Below are 20950 nucleotides of genomic sequence, written 5' to 3'. Positions count from 1 at the left end.
ACGATTGCATGACAGCAAAATAAACAAGGTAATTACCGTGAAAAGTTAAAAAAACCAACTTTTCGTTGACTAAATGAGCCTAAATAAGGTAAACGTATAGTTAATGAGACACGAGGTTAGAGAAATTTCTATGCTATATGGCCGCACACTAGTAATGACCACCACCATTATTATTACCGACATGAACAATGTTGGGGCAGGCTGCTAACCGAAAAGAAATTCAAAAAAGGCCTGTATCCCACGAGATACAGGCCTTTTTTTATATCAGTTTAAAAACTTTGGAGAGAAGGGATGCGAGTATTAAAGTTTGGAGGTTCATCATTAGCGGATGCTGATCGTTTTTTAAGAGCGGCGGACATCATTGCTAATAATGCACAACAAGAAGAAGTGGCCGTCGTACTGTCGGCACCAGGTAAAACAACCAATAAATTAGTCGCAGTCATAGAGGCTGCTCTTCAAAACGGTGAAGCTGATTTACAGATCTCAGAACTTGAGTCGTCTTTTAAAGAGCTGTTTGAGAAAATTAAGTCTGAACTGCCAAATGTTTGCGGTAAAGGCTTTAACGAGCAAATGAAAACCTCTTTATCTCAATTACGCCAGTTCGTTCATGGCATCAATTTATTGGGGATGTGCCCTAACCATGTGAATGCTCGCATTATCAGTAAAGGCGAACGAATTTCAATCCAATTAATGAAGTCGGTTCTTGAAGCGAAAAATCAGCCAGCGAGCCTGATTGATCCTGTCCAATATCTGTTTGCGAAAGGTGACCACCTTGAAGCGATGGTCGACGTGGAAGTTTCAACTCAAAACTTTAAACAAAACCCGCTTCCTGAAGGGCATGTGAATATCATGCCTGGTTTTACGGCGGGTAATGAAAAAGGTGAATTGGTTACTCTAGGGCGTAATGGTTCTGACTACTCCGCTGCGGTATTAGCGGCTTGTTTACGTGCTGATTGCTGTGAGATTTGGACAGATGTTGATGGCGTTTACAACTGTGACCCGCGCTTAGTTGACGATGCGCGCCTGTTAAAATCATTGAGCTATCAAGAAGCGATGGAGCTGTCGTATTTTGGAGCGTCAGTACTTCATCCAAAAACCATCGCACCGATTGCCCAATTCCACATCCCATGCTTGATAAAAAATAGCTTTAACCCACAAGGCGCAGGTACGTTAATTGGCCAAGATACTGGTGAAGATAACCTGGCAATCAAAGGGATCACCACGCTGAATGACCTGACGATGGTTAACGTTTCAGGGCCAGGTATGAAAGGCATGGTTGGAATGGCGAGCCGTGTCTTTGGCGCCATGTCATCGGCAGGTGTGTCTATTGTCCTTATTACACAATCCTCGTCGGAATACAGTATAAGCTTTTGTATTGAATCAGTGGATAAGCTACGCGCTAAACAAGTGTTGAGTGATGCTTTTGAACTTGAGTTAAAAGATGGCTTACTTGAGCCTGTCGAATTCATGGATAACGTCGCTATCGTGACACTGGTCGGTGATGGTATGCGTACTTCTCGTGGTGTTGCATCACAGTTCTTCGCTTCACTGGCTGAAGTGAATGTCAACATTGTGGCTATCGCACAAGGTTCTTCTGAGCGAGCGATTTCTGCGGTTATCCCTGAAGACAAAATTGCGGAAGCAATTAAAGCGTGTCATGAGAATCTGTTTAATTCAAAGCACTTCTTGGATGTCTTCGTTGTCGGTATCGGTGGTGTTGGTGGCGAATTAGTGGATCAGATTCAGCGTCAGCAAGCGAAACTGGCTGATAAAGGTATTGTGATTCGCGTGTGTGGTTTAGCCAATAGCAAGGGCTTGTTGCTCGATAGTGAGGGCTTACCTTTGGAGCATTGGCGAGACCTAATGCAAAACACCACGGAAGAGTTTAGCTTAGCGCGTCTTATTTCTTTGGTGCAACGTAACCACATTATCAACCCTGTGTTAGTGGATTGTACGTCCAGCGAAGTGATTGCTAACCAGTACGCGGATTTCTTAGGGGCGGGTTTCCACGTTGTTACACCCAATAAGAAAGCCAACACATCCAGCATGGCGTATTATCACCAATTGCGTGAGGTTGCCCGTAGCTCCCGTCGTAAATTAATGTATGAAACAACGGTAGGCGCCGGCCTTCCTGTTATCGAGAACTTGCAGAACTTAATCTCTGCGGGCGATGAACTGGAAAAATTCAACGGCATCTTATCGGGATCGCTTTCTTATATCTTCGGGAAGCTAGATGAAGGAATGACCCTCAGCCAAGCGACCAATATCGCTAAAGATAATGGTTTTACTGAACCGGATCCTCGTGACGATCTTTCCGGTATGGATGTGGCTCGTAAACTGCTCATTCTTGCTCGTGAAGCGGGTATGGCATTAGAGTTAGAAGATGTGATTGTAGATCAAGCGCTGCCACCGGGCTTTGATGATTCAGGCAGTGTTGAAGAGTTTATGGCGCGCTTGCCTGAAGCCGATGCATATTTCCAACAGCTTTGTGCCGATTCCGCTAAAGAAGGCAAAGTATTGCGATATGTGGGTGAAATTCAAGATGGAAAATGCAAGGTTCGCATTGCTGCCGTTGATGAAAATGACCCAATGTACAAAATTAAAGACGGTGAAAATGCGTTGGCATTTTACAGCCGCTACTATCAACCTATTCCATTGGTCCTTCGTGGCTATGGTGCAGGCACAGAAGTAACTGCAGCAGGGGTTTTCTCTGATGTTATGCGTACCCTTGGTTGGAAGTTAGGAGTATAACCATGAGTGATTCGATGGATGTAGTGGTTTATGCTCCTGCCTCGATAGGCAACGTGAGCGTTGGTTTTGATGTTCTGGGCGCTGCGGTCTCACCAATTGATGGCACTCTGTTAGGTGATAGAGTACTGGTAAAAAGTGGCAGTCAGCCTTTTAGTTTAAAAACAGCCGGAAGCTTTGTTGCTAAATTGCCGAGCAACATGGAAGACAACATAGTTTATGATTGCTGGGTCGTGTTTGCTCGTGAATTAGCAAAAAAGAATGTTGAGCTTAAGCCGTTAGAAATGACGCTTGAAAAAAACATGCCTATCGGCTCAGGGCTAGGTTCTAGCGCGTGTTCAATCGTTGCTGCATTGGATGCTCTTAACCGCTTTCATGGGCAACCATTAAATGAAACCGAACTGTTAGCATTAATGGGTGAGATGGAAGGTAAGATCTCTGGTGGTATCCACTACGATAACGTGGCTCCGTGTTATCTAGGTGGATTACAACTGATGTTGGAAGAGCTAGGTATCATTAGTCAGGAAGTCCCATGTTTTGATGAGTGGTACTGGGTGATGGCTTATCCAGGTATTACCGTTTCTACCGCTGAAGCGCGTGAAATACTGCCTTCTCAATATCGTCGTCAAGATATCATTGCTCATGGCCGACACTTAGCGGGTTTTATTCACGCTTGCCATTCTGGTCAGCCTGAATTGGCGGCAAAAATGATCAAAGACGTGATCGCAGAACCATATCGTGAGAAACTGCTCCCCGGTTTTGCTGACGCGAGAAAGTACGCGATGTCAGCAGGGGCGCTGGCCACCGGAATTTCTGGTAGCGGCCCAACGCTATTTAGTGTTTGCAAAGATAAAGAAGTCGCTGAGCGAGTTGCTCGTTGGCTTGAACAAAATTACGTACAAAATCAAGAAGGATTCGTCCATGTTTGTCGTTTAGATAAGCAAGGCTCGACCGTTACAGGAAGTTCACTATGAAGCTCTACAACATCAAAGAAAATGATGAACAAGTCTCTTTTGGCCAAGCCGTGCGCCAAGGTCTAGGCCGTAATCAAGGTCTATTTTTCCCATCAGAATTACCTAAGTTTGACGACATTGATGCGCTCTTAGCAGAAGACTTTACGTCTCGCAGTGCAAAAATCTTGTCAGCACTCATTGGTGATGAATTGTCAAAAGAAACGGTGACTGGCTTAGTAGCAGAAGCGTTTCAATTTCCTGCACCGATTAAGCAAGTAAAAGAGGGTGTGTATGCACTAGAGCTATTCCATGGCCCAACACTGGCGTTTAAAGACTTTGGTGGCCGTTTTATGGCTCAATCTTTAGCGGCAGTCTCTAATGGTGGGAAAATCACTATTTTGACCGCGACTTCAGGCGATACAGGCGCGGCAGTGGCTCATGCGTTCTATGGTATGGAAGACATCAATGTTGTGATTCTTTACCCGAAAGGTAAGATCAGCCCACTGCAAGAAAAGCTATTTTGTACCCTGGGTGGAAATATTCACACGGTGGCGATTGATGGTGATTTTGATGCTTGTCAGGCGCTGGTAAAACAGTCTTTCGATGATGCTCAGCTACGTGAAGATATTGGTCTAAACTCAGCGAATTCTATTAATATTAGCCGCTTAATGGCTCAGATTTGTTATTACTTTGAGGCGGCTTCTCAGCTGAGTAAGCAAGAACGTGAAAACTTAGTGGTTTCTGTCCCTAGTGGCAATTTTGGTAATTTAACAGCAGGTCTACTTGCCAAAGCATTAGGCTTACCAATTAAGCGATTTATCGCTGCAACCAACGCGAATGATACGGTTCCACGTTACTTAGAAACGGGTAAGTGGGATCCAAAACCAACCGTCGCAACAACGTCGAATGCGATGGACGTGAGTCAACCAAACAACTGGCCACGCATCGAAGAGTTGTGCCAATTAAAAGGCTGGGGTCTTGATACGCTAGGTAAAGGCATGGTGACTGATGAGCAAAGTGCAGAGTCTGTCCGTGATTTGCATAATGAAGGCTATTTATGTGAACCGCATGGTGCAATAGCTTACCGTGTTTTAAGTGAACAGCTGCAAGATGGTGAAACAGGCTTATTCTTGTGTACTGCTCACCCAGCTAAGTTTAAAGAAGTGGTTGATGAGATCTTATCTACCGATATTGATGTCCCAGGGCCTTTAGCTAAGCACGGAGCGATGGAATTGTTGTCAGAAGATTTGGCTGATGATTTTGATGCGCTTAAAGCGGTATTGCGCCGAGTACAGAGCTAAAAGAATGAGACAAATAAGCCTCTAGATTAAACGATGGGGCTGACAAATAGAAAAGCGGCGCTATCAGATAGCGCCGCTTTTTTATGTCACTTTAAACGTTGTCAGTGAAAACTTACGTTTAATTATAGAGACTCTGTGAAAGTACGTGCGATAACGTCTTTTTGCTGTTCAGTTGTTAGCGAGTTAAAACGTACCGCGTAACCTGAAACACGAATAGTCAGCTGTGGGTAGTTTTCTGGGTGTGCAATAGCATCTTCCAGAGTTTCACGCTTAAGAACGTTTACATTCAGGTGTTGACCACCTTCAATTTTAGCGGGCGTTTCGATGGCAACTTCACGGCTTTCATACTCGCCAAGATCGCTAATAGCAACAACTTGGTCTGCTTCGTAACCGCTTGCAGCAGCAACACAACGAGCTTCGTTAGTCTCGCTGTCTAGCAGCCAAATTGAGTTAAGTAGATCGTCGTTTGCAGCCGTTGTAATTTGAATACCTTGGATCATAACTTTCTCCTAGTCCACGTACGTGGTACTTGTTGTTAAATTTTAAGTTGAGCAAAAAATTCTTATCTGATGCCGTCTATTTTAATATTGATTTGGGTCAAAATACAACCAAAAACATTATCTTTATTAAGGTTATTTTATTGATCTGGATCAATAAGTCACTGTTAAATAATGAATTATAAAATATTTTATAGATTAAAATAAATTTTAACGTGATCTTTGTTGTAATTTTACAACATTGTAGAAAGATGATTTTTGGACAAAAACACGCTATAAAACGACGAAATAACGAATAAAATCAAGTTTGTGAACGATCGATTAGACAGTGAGTTTGTGGCAATGAAGATAAAAAACTATGGCAACAAGTTGATAGGGGCTCATGTATCGGCAGCGGGTGGTGTCGATCTCGCACCATTGAGAGCGAGAGAAATTGGAGCGAATGCTTTCGCATTATTCACTAAAAATCAAAGGCAATGGAAAGCCAAACCGCTTGAGGCTAAAACGATTAGCGCATTTAAAGCGAACTGCAAAATGCTGGGCTTTACCACCGAACATATTCTTCCACATGATTCGTACCTTATTAACCTTGGTGCTCCAGAAGAAGAAAAGCTTCTTAAATCGAGAGCCGCGTTTATCGACGAAATGGAACGATGCGAACAGTTGGGTCTCACTCTGCTGAATTTTCATCCTGGGAGTCATTTAAAGAAGATCTCTGAGGATGAGTGCTTATCTTTGATAGCGGAATCGATAAATTTAGCGCACCAAGCGGTTCCCAATGTGATTGCTGTTATCGAGAACACCGCAGGGCAGGGGACCAATCTTGGATGGCGTTTCGAACACCTAGCGGCAATTATTGAACAAGTTGAGGATAAAACTCGTGTCGGAGTCTGCCTCGATACTTGCCACACCTTCAGTGCAGGGTATGACTTACGTAATAAAGAAGCGTGCGACAAAACGTTCGATGAGTTCGATCGTGTCGTTGGTATGCACTATCTTCGTGCGATGCATATTAATGATTCTAAAGTAGAATTGGCGAGTCGTGTGGATCGTCACCACTCACTAGGGAAGGGGGAAATAGGTTGGAGCTGTTTTGAATACATCGCTAAAGATCCACGTTTTGATTCTATCCCATTGATTTTAGAAACAATTGATCCAGATATATGGCCAGATGAAATAAACACATTGAGAAATATTCATTTAAACTCAATCAGTTAATCATAGGTTTGTAAAAGTTGGCACTGATCTTTCATTACTCCTCATGAGAGTCAACATTTGATAGCGAGACGGCATAAAAAGCCCAAGTCATGTTGAGCTAGAAAAGCGTTGATGGCTCATATTTGATGGTTGCAAAAAAGAGGAGTGCCATTATGTCAACGAGAACCCATACGCCGAGTGCTTATACGTCAAGAGCGTCACGCATGCCAACCCCTAATCGCCATATTACGGGGCCAGGCCATTTTCGAACCCCCCAAAAAACATCGTGAGTAAGATCGGATCCCTGTAAATTGCATGCATTCTGTATAAAATGGATAAAACTGCAATTTATAGGGATACTTGATGACGCGTTCTCTTCAATGGTGTGATTTTATCAATGCCGAAAAACAATTAGACTACTTTACCGAGATGATGGCGTTTATATCAAACGAACGTTTGTCTGGAAAATCCATTTATCCAACGCCAGACCATGTGTTTAGTGCGTTTGAGCTTACCCCTTTTGATAAGGTTAAAGTCGTTATTATTGGTCAAGACCCTTATCACGGCCCGAACCAGGCTCACGGGTTAAGCTTCTCTGTTCTCCCTAATGTGAAAACTCCCCCTTCACTGTCAAACATGTACAAAGAGTTAGCACAAGATATTAAAGGCTTTGAGATCCCCGAACATGGATGCCTTCAGAAGTGGGCCGAGCAAGGTGTATTGTTATTAAATACAGTGCTCACAGTTGAGCAAGGTAAAGCGCACTCCCATTCCAAAATTGGTTGGGAACGGTTTACCGACAAAGTGATTGATGCATTAGCTCAGCAAGGTGAAGGCATTGTGTTTTTACTCTGGGGAGCGCATGCCCAGAAGAAAGGGCGCTTTATTGATCAAAATAGACATTATGTTTTAAGCGCACCTCATCCATCGCCTCTTTCTGCCCATCGCGGCTTTTTCGGCTGTCGGCATTTCTCTCAAACAAATGCACTTTTAGTGAAGCAAAAAATATCCCCGATTGATTGGATGCTTTAACATACAGGCGGTGCCACTGTGTGTTATCTCAGCATGACCATAAGAATAATGAAATAGCACTAGATGGCGAACAGGTTCATGAGTCAAACAAGAGTCAATTGTAACAAGCCAGTATTTGATGGTTATTTGAACAAGCTCAATATGCGTTAAGGTTGTCTCATATACACTGACTAAAAGTAGGTGTTATGGAGAGACTATTATGATGATAGAAAGGATTCGGCGTGAGCATGGGTATATGGTCCGCTTACTGGCAATACTGAACCAAAAGTTACTGCTGTTGAAAGATGAACAAGCCATTAGCTACTCGCTTGTGCGAGATATCGTTGATTACCTGACCAACCATTCAGAGAAAGTGCATCACCCAAAAGAAGACATTCTGTATCACTATTTTCTGACGCATTATGGGCATCAATTTGAGATCAGCAATCTTGAGCTTGAGCATCAACAACTGTCTGAGAAAACACATGAATTTCTCGATGTGGTCGATATGATTCTCAAGGATGCAGTGATCCCACAAGAACTGTTTATTAGCCTTCTCGACGAGTTTTTATTAGCGCAAAGGCGTCACTTAGAAGTGGAAGAAGGATCGGTTTTACCTCTGATTGAGCGTACTTTCAAGGCGACTGATTGGCAAAGGGTGGAAGAGTTGTGGGATGTCAGTGAGGATGATCCATTATTTGGTGATACCATCGCTGACAAGTATCAGCAGCTGTCTCGAAGAATCACTTTGCTGGAATCTGAGTCTCTGTGATGATGAATCGCTGCAAGAGGCATTGACAATTGTGGCTAGTGACTAAAAGCAAAGGCGCTAATTTGAGTTATAGCGCCTTTGATTTTCTTAATTCAAACAATGAACTCAGGCTAAATATCCAAGTCTTCAACTTTAAAGTTCATATCCATATCAAGCAGTTCTTTTTGTAAACGCTGGCGGTCTTTGATTGCTTCTATTTCTCTCCACTTGCGTTTGACCGGTTTAGAGCGAGCTGCTTTACCTCGTGGGAATGATATATCCATAACTTCATCGAACTGCATGCCTTCCATAAGCCACCTCAATTTATTCTATTAAGCCTGAAACAGAGTCTTTTTAATACCACGGTTTGCATAAGCCTATCCTTGATTTGTTTCTCATTTGTTTCTTTTTTATGAAGGTTTTATGTGTGTTTCTTACTAAGTATCACAAAAATAAAAGCCGAAATGATGAATAACTGAGCAAATAGATGACGAAGATGAATAAAGTTTTCCGCTGATTTGGACAGACAGATGAAGGGCTTCTAGGTTGGATAATCGTTAACATTTACTTTTTTGGTTCGCTTAAGGTCAGTCAAACATCCATTAGCTGACGTTAAATCCCTGAAAACGCGCCGCTCCTTTCTCTCACTGCCCTAAACCACTTTTTACTGTCAAATGATGCCTAAAGGACGTAATAAATTATTAATGTTGAAACTTAACAATGTCTATGTGTGGCACTTGTGATTTATTTTGGTTTTTTGTGTTAAATTCACAATGAAAATTAGCGGATAATTACATTAATATGAAACATTATGATTATTGATTTTTGTGAAGCCAAGCGTCATCATCCTGCGGTCAAAAAATATAGGGGTGATGAGTTAGACAACGATTGCGGTTTAACACAACAAGCATCATTACAAAAATAATAGATATTTATTGCTCTGCCGTTGATGAGCAATATGAGTTTTAGCACTAAGCTCTGTAAGCCCCAGGCTTGTTTAGCTAAAAGTAGTGCAAATACCGAGAGAGGTTCTTGTGACAGACTTAATTAATTTGATGAACGATCTCCTATGGGGTTCGATTCTAGTGTATTTACTTGTTGGCGTTGGTATCTACTTTACTGTGCGTCTTGGTTTCATTCAGTTTCGCCATTTCGGCCACATGTTTAGTGTTCTTAAAAATAGCCGTAAAGCAGATAAAGCGGGTATCTCATCTTTTCAGGCCCTTTGTACTAGCTTAGCTGCTCGTGTTGGTACCGGTAATATGGCGGGGGTTGCGGTCGCTCTAACCGCTGGTGGCCCTGGCGCCATTTTCTGGATGTGGTTGATTGCCATGCTCGGTATGGCGACATCATTTGCAGAAAGCACGCTGGCTCAGCTGTATAAAACACGCGATAACGATGGTAACTATCGTGGTGGCCCTGCTTACTACATGGAAAAAGGCCTGGGTATGCGTTGGATGGGGGTCTTGTTTTCTATCTTCCTCATCATAGCCTTCGGACTGGTATTCAATGCAGTACAAGCAAATGCCATTGCAGGTGCCATGAACAATGCATTTGGTTTTGAAGAGCTGTACGTTGGTATCGCTATTGTGATTATCTCAGCGTTCGTCATCTTTGGTGGAATTCGTAAGATTGCTCGCACAGCAGAGCTGATTGTTCCTATTATGGCATTGGCTTATTTGTTGATCGCGGTTTACGTTGTGCTGATGAACATCGAAAAGGTGCCAGATGTATTGGCATTAATCTTCAAAAGCGCATTTGGTTTTCAAGAAGCGGCTGCGGGCGGGCTCGGTTATGCCATCGCTCAAGCTATGATTCAAGGCATTAAGCGTGGTCTATTCTCAAACGAAGCAGGCATGGGTTCTGCGCCTAATGCGGCAGCGTCTGCGACACCGTATCCACCGCACCCTGCCTCACAGGGTTATGTTCAAATGCTGGGTGTATTCACAGATACGATCGTGATCTGTTCATGTACGGTGGCTATTATCTTAATGTCTGGTGAATACGTTCCTCACGGTGAAATTACCGGCATTGAGTTAACGCAGCGTGCATTAACGGCTCAAGTTGGTGATTGGGGTGGAATCTTTGTTGCGGTGGCGATTTTCTTCTTCGCCTTTACCTCTATCATTGCGAACTACTCCTACGCAGAAACGAATCTGATATTCTTAGAGCACAACAATAAGAAAGGACTGGCGTTGTTTAGGCTTGTGGTGCTTGGCATGGTGATGTTCGGTTCGTTAGCTTCTCTACCAACCGTGTGGGCGCTGGCTGATGTCTCTATGGGGTTAATGGCCATAGTGAACTTAGTGGCGATCATCTTGTTGTCTGGCATCGTGATCAAACTGGCCAAAGATTACAATCGCCAATTGGATGCGGGTAAGCTTCCTACATTTGATGCGAATGACTTTCCAGAGCTTCAATCTCAGTTAGAAGATGGTATTTGGGATAACAGCAAAAAAAGCTAATCGGTTTGACTGATTAGAGTAATTGAAAAGCCATGCAGACAACGCGTGGCTTTTTTTGTAGTCTAGAGACGTCTCATGAATATGGAATTTACACTATGCTAGTCGTTATCTCACCAGCAAAAACGTTGGACTACGAGTCTCCGTTACCCACAGAGCAATTTACTCAGCCAGACTTTATCCCCCATTCAAAAGAGCTTATCGATGAATGCCGTCAGTTGACCCCAGCGGACATTACCGCCTTGATGAAGGTCAGTGACAAAATTGCTGGGCTAAATGTGGCTCGGTTTGAACAGTGGAGCGAAACCTTCTCGTTAGAAAACGCCCGCCAAGCACTCTTTGCATTTAAAGGGGATGTGTACACCGGGTTAGATGCGGCCACTCTTTCTCAAGGGGATCTGGACTTTGCCCAACAGCACTTACGAATGTTGTCGGGTTTATATGGCCTACTCAAACCTTTAGATCTTATGCAGCCATACCGCCTTGAAATGGGAACGAAACTGGCTAATCCGCGTGGCACCAATCTGTATCAATTTTGGGGTAACCTGATTACCGATAAATTGAATCACGATATCAATGTTCAAGGCGATAATGTATTGATCAACTTAGCCTCGAATGAATATTTTAAAGCGGTCAAGCCAAAGAGCTTAGATGCCACGGTGATAACGCCTGTGTTCAAAGACTGCAAAAATGGGCAGTATAAAGTCATCAGTTTTCACGCAAAGAAAGCACGCGGCATGATGGCTCGATATATTATCGAAAATAGGGTTGATTCGATTGAAGCATTGACTCAGTTTGATAGCGCAGGTTATTACTTTGTTGAAGCTGAATCTTCCCACAAAGAGCTCGTGTTTAAACGTGAGGAACGTTAACCCGTTTTAGGTGGACGTATTTAGAAGGTAAGCACGGCAATGGTGAAGTGGCTAACGTTTTGGTTAAATAAATACGATGCATGGTGCGTGTCTATGGGGTTGACACCAGAAAATAAGCGCAGCTGTGTGCCTTACAAAAAAGATCCATCGACCGAAAACGATTCAATCGCGGAGAGTCATTCAATGGCTGAAAGTCATAGTGACAAGAACCAACCATGACAATGCCCCCTTTGTTTGATACGCATTGTCACTTTGACTTTGAGCATTTTCAAGGTGACTTCAATGCAGAACTATCGTCAGCTGAGCAAGAAGGGGTTAAGAAGTTTCTTATTCCTGCAATAAATGAGAGCAACTGGCAAGCGGTGCAATTGCTCTCTTCGCGGCACCCTCAAATTTACCATGCTTTGGGTTTTCACCCTTATTTTCTTAATGATTCAGCAGATCAAGACGTCAAAGCACTTTCACAGGCTCTTGAACTCCGTTCCCCCCAGTGTGTTGCCATTGGCGAATGCGGGCTCGACTTTTCAATTGATACCTCCCAAGCATTGCAAGAGCGGTATTTGTTAATACAACTAGAATTGGCTCAGCAGTATCAATTACCCGTTATTCTTCATTGCCATAAAGCGCACCATCGCCTCATCCCATTATTAAAAAAGTACCCGCTTGCTAAAGGCGGTATATTGCACGGTTTTTCTGGCAGCTTGCAGCAAGCGATGGATTTTATTGAATTAGGTTTTTATATCGGTGTGGGTGGAACCATCACCTACCCAAGGGCGAACAAAACGAGAAAGACAATGTCTGATTTACCATTGGACTATTTGGTTATTGAAACTGATGCGCCTGATATGCCTATGTGCGGTTTTCAAGGGAAGAGAAATCACCCTAAAATGTTGCCAAAAGTCTTATCAGAACTGGCTTTGCTTAAAGAACAACCGGAGCAAACGGTTGCGCAATCGTTGTGGGAAAGTAGCCATAGATCGCTATTTATTTGTGAATGAATTCTAAATAAGTTGTAGGTTCTATGATTTTTGCATGAGATTGGTGTGATTTAAGTCGCATTTATGAGTGAATGAAGTGTGTGTCTTAACAGAAAGTGTGAGTACTGCATTACTTTATCTCATTCATGCTGCGTATAATCACCGTGCTTTTTAGCTCCACTTTTTGTTACACGCCAATAAATAACTAATAAGGAAATCATAAACTATGAGCCTGTTTATGAGTATCATCGGGATGTTCGTTCTGCTTGGAATAGCAGTTCTTTTATCTGACAACCGCAAAGCGATTAATCTACGTACTGTAGGTGGCGCTTTCGCAATTCAATTTATAATCGGTGGTTTCGTACTTTACGTACCATGGGGTCGTGATCTTCTAGCTGGCTTCTCTGCTGGTGTACAGAACGTAATCGACTACGGTAAAGACGGTACAGGGTTTCTATTTGGAAACCTAGTTAACTTCTCAGTTGATGGTATCGGCTTCATTTTTGCTTTCCAAGTACTACCAACTCTTATCTTTTTCTCTGCATTAATCTCTGTGCTTTACTACATTGGTGTTATGCAGTGGGTTATCAAGATTTTGGGTGGTGGTCTACAAAAAGCATTGGGTACATCTCGTGCAGAATCAATGTCTGCTGCTGCGAACATTTTCGTAGGTCAAACGGAAGCACCACTTGTGGTTCGTCCGTTCATTCCTAAGATGACTCAGTCTGAGCTATTTGCAGTAATGTGTGGTGGCCTAGCATCTGTTGCTGGTGGTGTACTAGCGGGTTATGCATCTATGGGTGTTCCACTAGAGTACCTAGTTGCTGCGTCATTCATGGCGGCACCTGGTGGTCTACTATTCGCAAAAATCATCAAGCCAGAAACAGAACAGGCTGCTGATGAGCTAGGTGAAGACATTGATGGCGGCGCTGATAAACCAGCTAACGTTATCGATGCAGCGGCAAGCGGTGCATCTGTTGGTCTTCAACTTGCATTAAACGTTGGCGCAATGCTACTTGCTTTCATTGGTCTTATCGCCCTAGTGAACGGCATCATTGGTGGTGTTGGTGGTTGGTTCGGTATGGGCCACCTAACACTAGAAATGCTTCTAGGTTGGTTGTTTGCTCCTCTAGCATTCCTAATTGGTGTGCCTTGGGCTGAAGCAACAGTTGCTGGTTCTTTCATCGGTCAAAAACTGGTTGTGAACGAATTCGTAGCGTACCTAAACTTTGTACCTTACGTGGGTGAAAACGCTCAAGTTCTTGCATCGACAGGCGCGGTAATGACAGAGAAGACGCAAGCAATCATTGCTTTCGCTCTATGTGGTTTCGCTAACCTTTCTTCAATTGCGATTCTACTTGGTGGTCTAGGTGGCCTTGCTCCTAGCCGTCGTCAAGAGATTGCACGCATGGGTGTTAAAGCCGTTGCAGCAGGTACTCTATCTAACTTAATGGCAGCAACAATTGCTGGCCTATTCCTGTCTTTCTAAGAAAGAAGAGTTAGATTATATAGACGCCTTTTAACAAAGCCCCGTAGCCACCTAGTGTGCTGCGGGGCTTTTTTGTTTTCTGGCGATACACTTTTATAGTTAGTGGATAAATGGCTTTTATCGCTAAGAGGAGAATAAGGAGTAAGATAGAGTAAGATTTTTGAGATACAAACCGTTTGCGTTTTATTTGGTGCTACAGTTTTGCGATGAATATCTATACTGTATAGGTTGGATAGACATTGTTGAGTGCGTGAATAACAACTCTTCACGGTAATACATCTCAAAACAGGCAAATGATTTGCCTACGCAGACACCGCAATCATTGATTGTAGTGCCATGGACCATAATTGGTACTGTGCGGTGACAAGGATAGCAATTAGTACATGTTCGCTGTATGTACTGAGTCTTCAAGGAACCAAGTCCGTTCATTTAAGGCTATTGAGCCCACTTTGCCCCAACTTTTTGTTGATAATATGGGGGCGAGCTCGATAGAAAATGAATTGAAACTATTGATCGGAGATAGAAATGAGCGATTTAAAAGCAGCAGCACTACGAGCACTTAAATTAATGGATCTAACCACGCTAAATGATGATGACACCGATGCAAAGGTGATCTCACTGTGTCATGACGCGAAAACAGCCGTAGGTAACACTGCTGCAATTTGTATTTACCCTCGCTTTATACCCATTGCGAAGAAGACATTGCGCGAACAAGGCACACCAGAAGTGCGCATTGCAACCGTAACAAATTTCCCTCATGGTAATGACGATATTGACATCGCCGTTGCAGAAACAAAGGCAGCCGTTGCTTACGGTGCTGATGAAGTGGATGTTGTCTTCCCATACCGCGCGTTGATGGCTGGCAATGAAAAAGTCGGTTTTGAGTTGGTGAAGCAATGTAAAGAAGCGTGTGGCGATATTTTATTAAAAGTGATCATCGAAACGGGTGAGTTGAAAGAAGAAGCATTGATTAAGAAAGCATCGCAGATTTGTATTGAAGCGGGTGCTGATTTCATCAAAACTTCAACGGGTAAAGTGCCAGTGAATGCTACGCCAGAATACGCACGCATGATGCTTGAAGTTATTCGCGATATGGGCGTGGCTAAAACGGTCGGCTTTAAGCCTGCAGGTGGTGTTCGCACTGCGGAAGATGCACAAGCTTACCTAGGTATGGCTGATGATCTTTTAGGTGCCGAGTGGGCTGACAATATGCATTATCGATTTGGTGCATCAAGCCTGCTGACTAACCTATTAAATACATTAGAAGTAACAGACAAAACGGCAGATCCAGCAGCGTACTAAACGTTACTGGTCCTGAACGGAACATAATAAGTCTGATTCGTGGAGTGACTAGGTCGAGCTGATCTAGTCTGCTCCATATACCTCTTTACCTTACTAACCATGCGTAATCGCTTGGGAGGCTCTAATGTCTTTATCTCACACTTTTTTACCTCAAGAAATCATCCGCAAAAAGCGCGATAATGAAATTCTTACAAATGAAGAAATCAATTTCTTCATCCAAGGCGTAGCAAAAAATACCGTATCTGAAGGCCAAATTGCAGCATTTGCAATGGCGATCTTCTTTAATGAAATGACGATGCCAGAGCGCATTGCTCTCACGTGTGCGATGCGTGATTCAGGCATGGTGATTGATTGGGCGCACATGAACTTTGATGGCCCAATTGTTGATAAACATTCAACCGGTGGTGTGGGCGATGTGACGTCATTAATGCTTGGCCCTATGGTGGCCGCATGTGGTGGATTCGTTCCAATGATTTCTGGCCGTGGTTTAGGTCACACTGGTGGTACTCTCGATAAGCTAGAGTCTATTCCTGGATACAACATTACGCCAACTAATGACGTGTTTGGTCAAGTGACTAAACACGCAGGGGTGGCGATTATAGGCCAAACGGGTGATTTAGCGCCTGCAGATAAGCGTGTGTATGCCACGCGTGATATCACCGCAACCGTGGATAACATCTCGTTAATTACCGCTTCGATACTGTCGAAGAAACTAGCGGCAGGTTTAGATTCACTTGTGATGGATGTAAAAGTCGGTTCAGGTGCCTTTATGCCTACGTATGAAGCATCAGAAGAGCTGGCTAAATCTATCGTTGCCGTGGCTAATGGTGCCGGTACTAAAACAACCGCTATCCTTACTGATATGAACCAAGTTCTTGCTTCTTCAGCGGGTAATGCGCTTGAAGTGCGAGAAGCGGTGAGATTCCTAACCGGTGAATATCGTAATCCTCGCTTGCTCAATATTACCTTGGCTTCTTGTGCTGAAATGTTGGTATTGGGGAACCTTGCTGACAACAGTGAGGATGCACGAGAGAAATTGATGGCAGTGCTGGATAACGGCAAAGCCGCAGAATGCTTTGGTAAAATGGTCGCGGGCTTAGGCGGCCCAGAAGATTTTGTAGAAAATTATAATAACTACCTAGAAAGCGCAGAAATTATTAAACCTGTTTACGCACTTGAACGTGGTGTGGTATCAGCAATGGATACACGTGCAATCGGAATGGCCGTTGTTGGTATGGGCGGTGGACGTCGCGTAGCAACAGACAGCATCGATTACGCGGTGGGTTTTGATAATTTCATTCGCTTAGGTGACATTGCGGCAGATGATAAACCGTTAGCGGTTATCCATGCACGTAATGAAGAGCAATGGCAAGAGGCCGCACAGGCACTTCAACGTGCTATTACGATTGGCGGAGACTATCAACCTACACCAGATGTTTATCGTCAGATTCGTTCTGAAGACGTATAAAATCTGGTGAAGTGCATTTAATGGGTGAGAAAATGAAAAGAGCATTTATTTTAGTATTAGATTCATTTGGTATTGGTGAAACTGCCGATGCGAGTAAGTTTGGTGATGTTGGTTCAGATACTATGGGCCATATTGCAGAGCAGTGCAGCAAAGGGCTAGCGGATAATGCAGATCGTAGTGGGCCATTAAAACTGCCTAACCTGTCTAAGCTTGGTTTTGCGATGGCGCACAAAGAATCAACCGGTAAGTTTGCTGCGGGTCTCGAAGAGAGTGTTGATGTGATTGGTGCTTACGGTCATGCCGCTGAGCTGTCATCAGGTAAAGATACGCCTTCAGGTCACTGGGAAATTGCTGGTGTTCCTGTGTTATTTGAATGGGGTTACTTTACGGATAAAGAAAACAGCTTTCCAACGGAGCTGACAGACCGCATTTTAAAGCGTGCTGGTTTGTCTGGTTTCTTAGGTAATTGCCATGCATCAGGGACTCAGGTTCTTGATGATTTGGGTGAAGAGCACATGAAAACAGGCTTACCGATTTTCTATACGTCGGGTGATTCTGTGTTCCAGATCGCTTGTCACGAAGAAACGTTTGGCTTAGATAAGTTACTAGAGCTTTGCCAGATCGCTCGTGAAGAACTTGAAGAGTACAACATTGGCCGAGTGATTGCGCGACCATTTGTTGGTGCGAAAGCGGGCGAATTTGCTCGTACGGGGAACCGAAGAGACTTGTCGGTAGAGCCACCAGCACCGACCGTGTTGCAAAAACTGGTTGATGAAAAGGGCGGTCAAGTTCACTCCATTGGTAAGATTTCTGATATTTACGCAGGCTGTGGGATAACTCAGAAAACTAAAGCGACCGGGATTCCTGAACTCTTTGAAGCGACAAAAGAGGCGATTAAAAAAGCTGGAGACAACACGATAGTCTTCACCAATTTTGTTGACTTTGATTCTGCATACGGGCACCGAAGAGATGTGGCAGGCTATGCGGCGGCTTTAGAGTATTTTGATGGGCGAATTAACGAAGTTATCGAGTTAATGCAAGAAGATGACATTCTTATTTTGACGGCTGATCACGGGTGTGATCCTACATGGCCTGGCAGTGATCATACGCGTGAGCATATCCCTGTGATTGTATATGGCCAAAAGGTTGCAGCCGGTTCATTAGGGCTGAGAGATACATTTGCTGATATTGGCCAAAGCTTGGCATCGTACTTTGAAACATCTCCAATGGAGTACGGTAAAAACTTTTTGTAATCATGGATGAGGGCTCTGTAGAAGAGCCCTTAACAATTGGATTAACAATTCAAATAAAGATTGAAGAAGGAATAGATTATGGCAACGCCACATATTAATGCTGAAAAGGGTGACTTTGCAGATGTTGTTTTGATGCCGGGTGATCCACTGCGCGCTAAATACATCGCTGAGACTTTTTTAGATGATGCTGTTCAGGTCTGTGATGTGCGCAGTATGTATGGATACACGGGCACTTATAAAGGCCGTAAGATCTCGGTTATGGGGCATGGTATGGGAATACCATCATGCTCTATTTACGTCACCGAACTGATTAAAGACTTCGGTGTTAAGAAGATAATACGCGTCGGGAGTTGCGGTGCGGTTAGCGAAGATATTAAAGTGCGTGATGTTGTGATTGGTATGGGCGCGTGTACAGACTCTAAAGTAAACCGTATTCGCTTTAAAGATCATGACTTCGCAGCCATCGCTGATTATAAAATGGTGAGAGCTGCAGAAGAGGCAGCAAAAGCACGTGGTATCGATGTTAAAGTCGGTAACCTGTTTTCAGCCGAACTCTTCTACACACCTGACCCGGACATGTTCGACGTAATGGATAAATACGGAATTGTTGGTGTTGAAATGGAAGCAGCTGGGATTTATGGTGTGGCGGCAGAATATGGCGCCAAAGCGCTAGCAATCTGTACGGTATCGGATCACATCAAAACCGGTGAGCAAACCACGTCAGATGAACGTGCAACTACATTTAATGACATGATGGAAATTGCTTTGGATTCCGTCTTGCTAGGTGATGAAGACTAACTATCTTTTGGCTTTAAATGAAAAAACCTCAGTTTGAACACTGAGGTTTTTTATTTTGTGATGCTGCTGATTTCGTGAACAGTATAGTTTTGGCTGCGGTTAAGTGTCATCGGTGATTAATTGTCATTGGTGATTAAGTGTCGTGATGATTATTGCCCACTGAGCAACAAGTTTTCACCCTTGTTCTTTCGTTTCTTTCTAATCAATATTGGCACTAATAGGCCGCCAATAAAGCTCATCAATATCATCGTGTACATGTAACGATCACTTTTCCGGTAGTGATGATCTGAAATGGCGGTGACTCGGCCTGTTTCAAAAGTAATACGGATAAAACCGATAATACTGGAATCATGCATAACAGGCTCGACGAGTTGCTGACGACCTATTCTTGCTGTGGATAATGGCGTATCAAGCCCGAGCACTTCTCTCGCTGTCAGGGCATCATCGCTTGCGGCGAGTTTAATACCTTCGGTGCTGTAGAGTGTTGCATCAAAAACCAGCGGGTTTTGCGCGATTTGATTGGCGAGTTTTAATAGCTTCTCTTGATCTTCTTGCATCACCATTTCGGCGGCGGAAAGAGACGCTTGAGAGATCAATATCTTGGTGAGAGTCTCGAGTTGATTGTGTTGAATTCGTTCATTGCCTTGGCTTATTTTGACGCTATTGATGGCGATCACGGAAACCATGGCAAGCAGCATAAGTACAGCGATGACCTTAACTGCTACTCGAAATGAAAATAATGATTGATTCATGGTATTCCTAAACAGAATTATTTTGCGTTCGTTAATATTGATACTTGCGTTTTCAAATTGCAATAGGGTAACGTTATGGAGTTATTTTAAGGATTAAAACATGGATACGTTAAAGACTCTACCAATCAGGCGACACACGACTCTTTTGAAGCGACTACCTGAAACTCGCTTTTCAAATCAACAGGATAAAGCTAAAGCGAATTGGATTATCTTTGCTTCGCACCTTTCCCCTCAATATTTTGACGACATTGATACCTATACAGGTACATACACTCGAATTGTTGAAACTTGGAAAGTGGGTCATTACGAGGTGGCTTTGATGTCAGGAGCTCTGACTCAAGCACATCAAGATATCATCATTTCATTAGGGTTAGATTTTGCCCTTTTAGATGAGCTTCCGGATATTTCTAGCCCTGGTTTGATCGTCATGGATATGGATTCAACCGCGATTCAAATCGAATGCATCGATGAGATTGCGATATTGGCGGGAGTGGGAGAAGAGGTGGCGGAAGTCACCGAACGAGCGATGCAAGGAGAACTCGATTTTGAGCAGAGTCTCCGTCAGCGAGTGGCTAAGTTAGCGGGGGCGAATGAATCTATTTTGGAATCTGTTCGTCAAAACCTGCCGTTTATGCCAGATTTAAAAGAGCTAGTGACGACATTGAATGCAATCGGTTGGAAAACCGCCATCGCCTCAGGAGGATTCACCTATTTCTCTGATTATTTGCGCCAGGAGCTAAACCTTCATCACGCTCAGTCTAATACCTTAGAGATTGTTGATGGCAAGCTAACAGGCCAGGTTATCGGTGATGTGGTTTCAGCCCAGACGAAAGCGGATATTTTATTTGAGCTTGCTGAGATGTATGACATCGAGATCCATAACACTGTTGCTGTTGGCGATGGGGCGAATGATCTAGTGATGATGAACGCGGCAGGGCTGGGTGTGGCTTATCATGCTAAACCTAAAGTAGAACAAGCGGCTCAGACTGCGGTTCGATTTGCAGGTCTTGGTGGTGTGCTATGCATCCTCTCTGCGGGTTTGGTCAAGCAGCAAAAACTGAGCTGGCAAGCTAAGCCTTAATATTTCGTTATTATTGTTGAGAATTAAAAATCGCGAGG

The 20950-nt window shown here is 43.6% G+C and carries 19 protein-coding genes and 1 other annotated feature; of the genes, 16 read left to right on the top strand and 3 right to left on the bottom strand.

What is annotated here, in order from left to right; translation table 11 throughout:
- Positions 1-145 precede the first annotated feature (145 nt).
- Positions 146-262: a sequence feature (Thr leader region), on the top strand.
- A 29-nt stretch (positions 263-291) separates the two neighbouring features.
- From thrA to thrC, 3 genes are read left to right on the top strand one after another with little or no spacing between them, the layout of a single operon-like run.
- Entirely contained in the window at positions 292-2751 is a 2460-nt protein-coding gene (gene thrA, locus QF117_RS18035) for a bifunctional aspartate kinase/homoserine dehydrogenase I (protein WP_282387365.1), read from the top strand.
- A 14-nt stretch (positions 2752-2765) separates the two neighbouring features.
- Positions 2766-3722 carry a homoserine kinase gene (thrB, locus tag QF117_RS18030; RefSeq protein ID WP_026026524.1) on the top strand — a complete coding sequence of 319 codons (957 nt, stop codon included), beginning with the start codon at positions 2766-2768 and terminating at the stop codon, positions 3720-3722.
- The gene (gene thrC, locus QF117_RS18025) at positions 3719-5002 is read left to right on the top strand and encodes a threonine synthase (protein WP_282387364.1); all 1284 of its coding nucleotides are present in this window, start codon (positions 3719-3721) and stop codon (positions 5000-5002) included. Before thrB ends, thrC begins: the two co-directional genes overlap by 4 nt.
- Positions 5003-5124: 122 nt before the next feature.
- Here thrC and grcA read toward each other — a convergent pair whose 3' ends face one another.
- A complete protein-coding gene (gene grcA / locus QF117_RS18020) occupies positions 5125-5502 on the bottom strand; it encodes an autonomous glycyl radical cofactor GrcA (protein ID WP_017035416.1) in 378 nt (125 codons plus the stop codon).
- A gap of 339 nt (positions 5503-5841) precedes the next feature.
- Between grcA and nfo the strand changes: the two genes are divergently transcribed.
- The 3 genes from nfo to QF117_RS18005 all read left to right on the top strand — a co-directional run bounded on the left by nfo (position 5842) and on the right by QF117_RS18005 (position 8479).
- Complete coding sequence (nfo, locus tag QF117_RS18015) at positions 5842-6717, top strand: deoxyribonuclease IV (RefSeq protein ID WP_282387363.1); 876 nt, start codon at positions 5842-5844, stop codon at positions 6715-6717.
- 342 nt (positions 6718-7059) lie between these two features.
- Entirely contained in the window at positions 7060-7728 is a 669-nt protein-coding gene (gene ung / locus QF117_RS18010; RefSeq protein WP_282387361.1) for a uracil-DNA glycosylase, read from the top strand.
- 199 nt (positions 7729-7927) lie between these two features.
- Positions 7928-8479, top strand: a complete 552-nt coding sequence (locus tag QF117_RS18005; protein WP_282387359.1) for a hemerythrin domain-containing protein — start codon at positions 7928-7930, stop codon at positions 8477-8479.
- 110 nt (positions 8480-8589) lie between these two features.
- Here QF117_RS18005 and QF117_RS18000 read toward each other — a convergent pair whose 3' ends face one another.
- Complete coding sequence (locus tag QF117_RS18000) at positions 8590-8769, bottom strand: DUF3545 family protein (protein WP_282387357.1); 180 nt, start codon at positions 8767-8769, stop codon at positions 8590-8592.
- A gap of 723 nt (positions 8770-9492) precedes the next feature.
- On the opposite strand from QF117_RS18000, the gene QF117_RS17995 reads away from it, so the two are divergent.
- The 9 genes from QF117_RS17995 to deoD all read left to right on the top strand — a co-directional run bounded on the left by QF117_RS17995 (position 9493) and on the right by deoD (position 19079).
- Positions 9493-10923: a sodium:alanine symporter family protein gene (locus QF117_RS17995; protein WP_282387356.1), complete on the top strand. Its 1431-nt coding sequence runs from the start codon at positions 9493-9495 to the stop codon at positions 10921-10923.
- Positions 10924-11018: 95 nt separating this feature from the next.
- A complete protein-coding gene (gene yaaA / locus QF117_RS17990; protein ID WP_282387355.1) occupies positions 11019-11792 on the top strand; it encodes a peroxide stress protein YaaA in 774 nt (257 codons plus the stop codon).
- A gap of 39 nt (positions 11793-11831) precedes the next feature.
- Positions 11832-12011: a hypothetical protein gene (locus tag QF117_RS17985; protein WP_282387353.1), complete on the top strand. Its 180-nt coding sequence runs from the start codon at positions 11832-11834 to the stop codon at positions 12009-12011.
- Complete coding sequence (locus tag QF117_RS17980) at positions 12008-12790, top strand: TatD family hydrolase (protein ID WP_282387351.1); 783 nt, start codon at positions 12008-12010, stop codon at positions 12788-12790. Before QF117_RS17985 ends, QF117_RS17980 begins: the two co-directional genes overlap by 4 nt.
- Positions 12791-12995: 205 nt before the next feature.
- Positions 12996-14258 carry a NupC/NupG family nucleoside CNT transporter gene (locus tag QF117_RS17975; RefSeq protein WP_282387349.1) on the top strand — a complete coding sequence of 421 codons (1263 nt, stop codon included), beginning with the start codon at positions 12996-12998 and terminating at the stop codon, positions 14256-14258.
- 525 nt (positions 14259-14783) lie between these two features.
- The gene (gene deoC, locus QF117_RS17970; RefSeq protein WP_282387348.1) at positions 14784-15560 is read left to right on the top strand and encodes a deoxyribose-phosphate aldolase; all 777 of its coding nucleotides are present in this window, start codon (positions 14784-14786) and stop codon (positions 15558-15560) included.
- A 124-nt stretch (positions 15561-15684) separates the two neighbouring features.
- Positions 15685-17028, top strand: a complete 1344-nt coding sequence (deoA, locus tag QF117_RS17965) for a thymidine phosphorylase (protein ID WP_282387346.1) — start codon at positions 15685-15687, stop codon at positions 17026-17028.
- Positions 17029-17060: 32 nt separating this feature from the next.
- Positions 17061-18281, top strand: a complete 1221-nt coding sequence (locus QF117_RS17960) for a phosphopentomutase (protein WP_282387345.1) — start codon at positions 17061-17063, stop codon at positions 18279-18281.
- Positions 18282-18359: 78 nt separating this feature from the next.
- A complete protein-coding gene (gene deoD / locus QF117_RS17955; RefSeq protein ID WP_282387343.1) occupies positions 18360-19079 on the top strand; it encodes a purine-nucleoside phosphorylase in 720 nt (239 codons plus the stop codon).
- A 149-nt stretch (positions 19080-19228) separates the two neighbouring features.
- Here the strand turns inward: deoD and QF117_RS17950 are convergent, their stop codons facing one another.
- The gene (locus QF117_RS17950) at positions 19229-19831 is read right to left on the bottom strand and encodes a YtjB family periplasmic protein (RefSeq protein WP_282387341.1); all 603 of its coding nucleotides are present in this window, start codon (positions 19829-19831) and stop codon (positions 19229-19231) included.
- A 100-nt stretch (positions 19832-19931) separates the two neighbouring features.
- Here QF117_RS17950 and serB point away from each other — a divergent pair, with 100 nt between their 5' ends.
- On the top strand, positions 19932-20912 hold the full coding sequence (gene serB, locus QF117_RS17945) for a phosphoserine phosphatase (protein WP_282387340.1): 981 nt from the start codon (positions 19932-19934) through the stop codon (positions 20910-20912).
- The last annotated feature ends 38 nt before the right edge of the window (positions 20913-20950 follow it).

The sequence above is a fragment of the Vibrio sp. YMD68 genome, assembly GCF_029958905.1.
Classification (GTDB): domain Bacteria; phylum Pseudomonadota; class Gammaproteobacteria; order Enterobacterales; family Vibrionaceae; genus Vibrio.
Note: the sequence above shows the minus strand (reverse complement) of the source record. Positions and strands in the feature narration are given on the sequence as shown.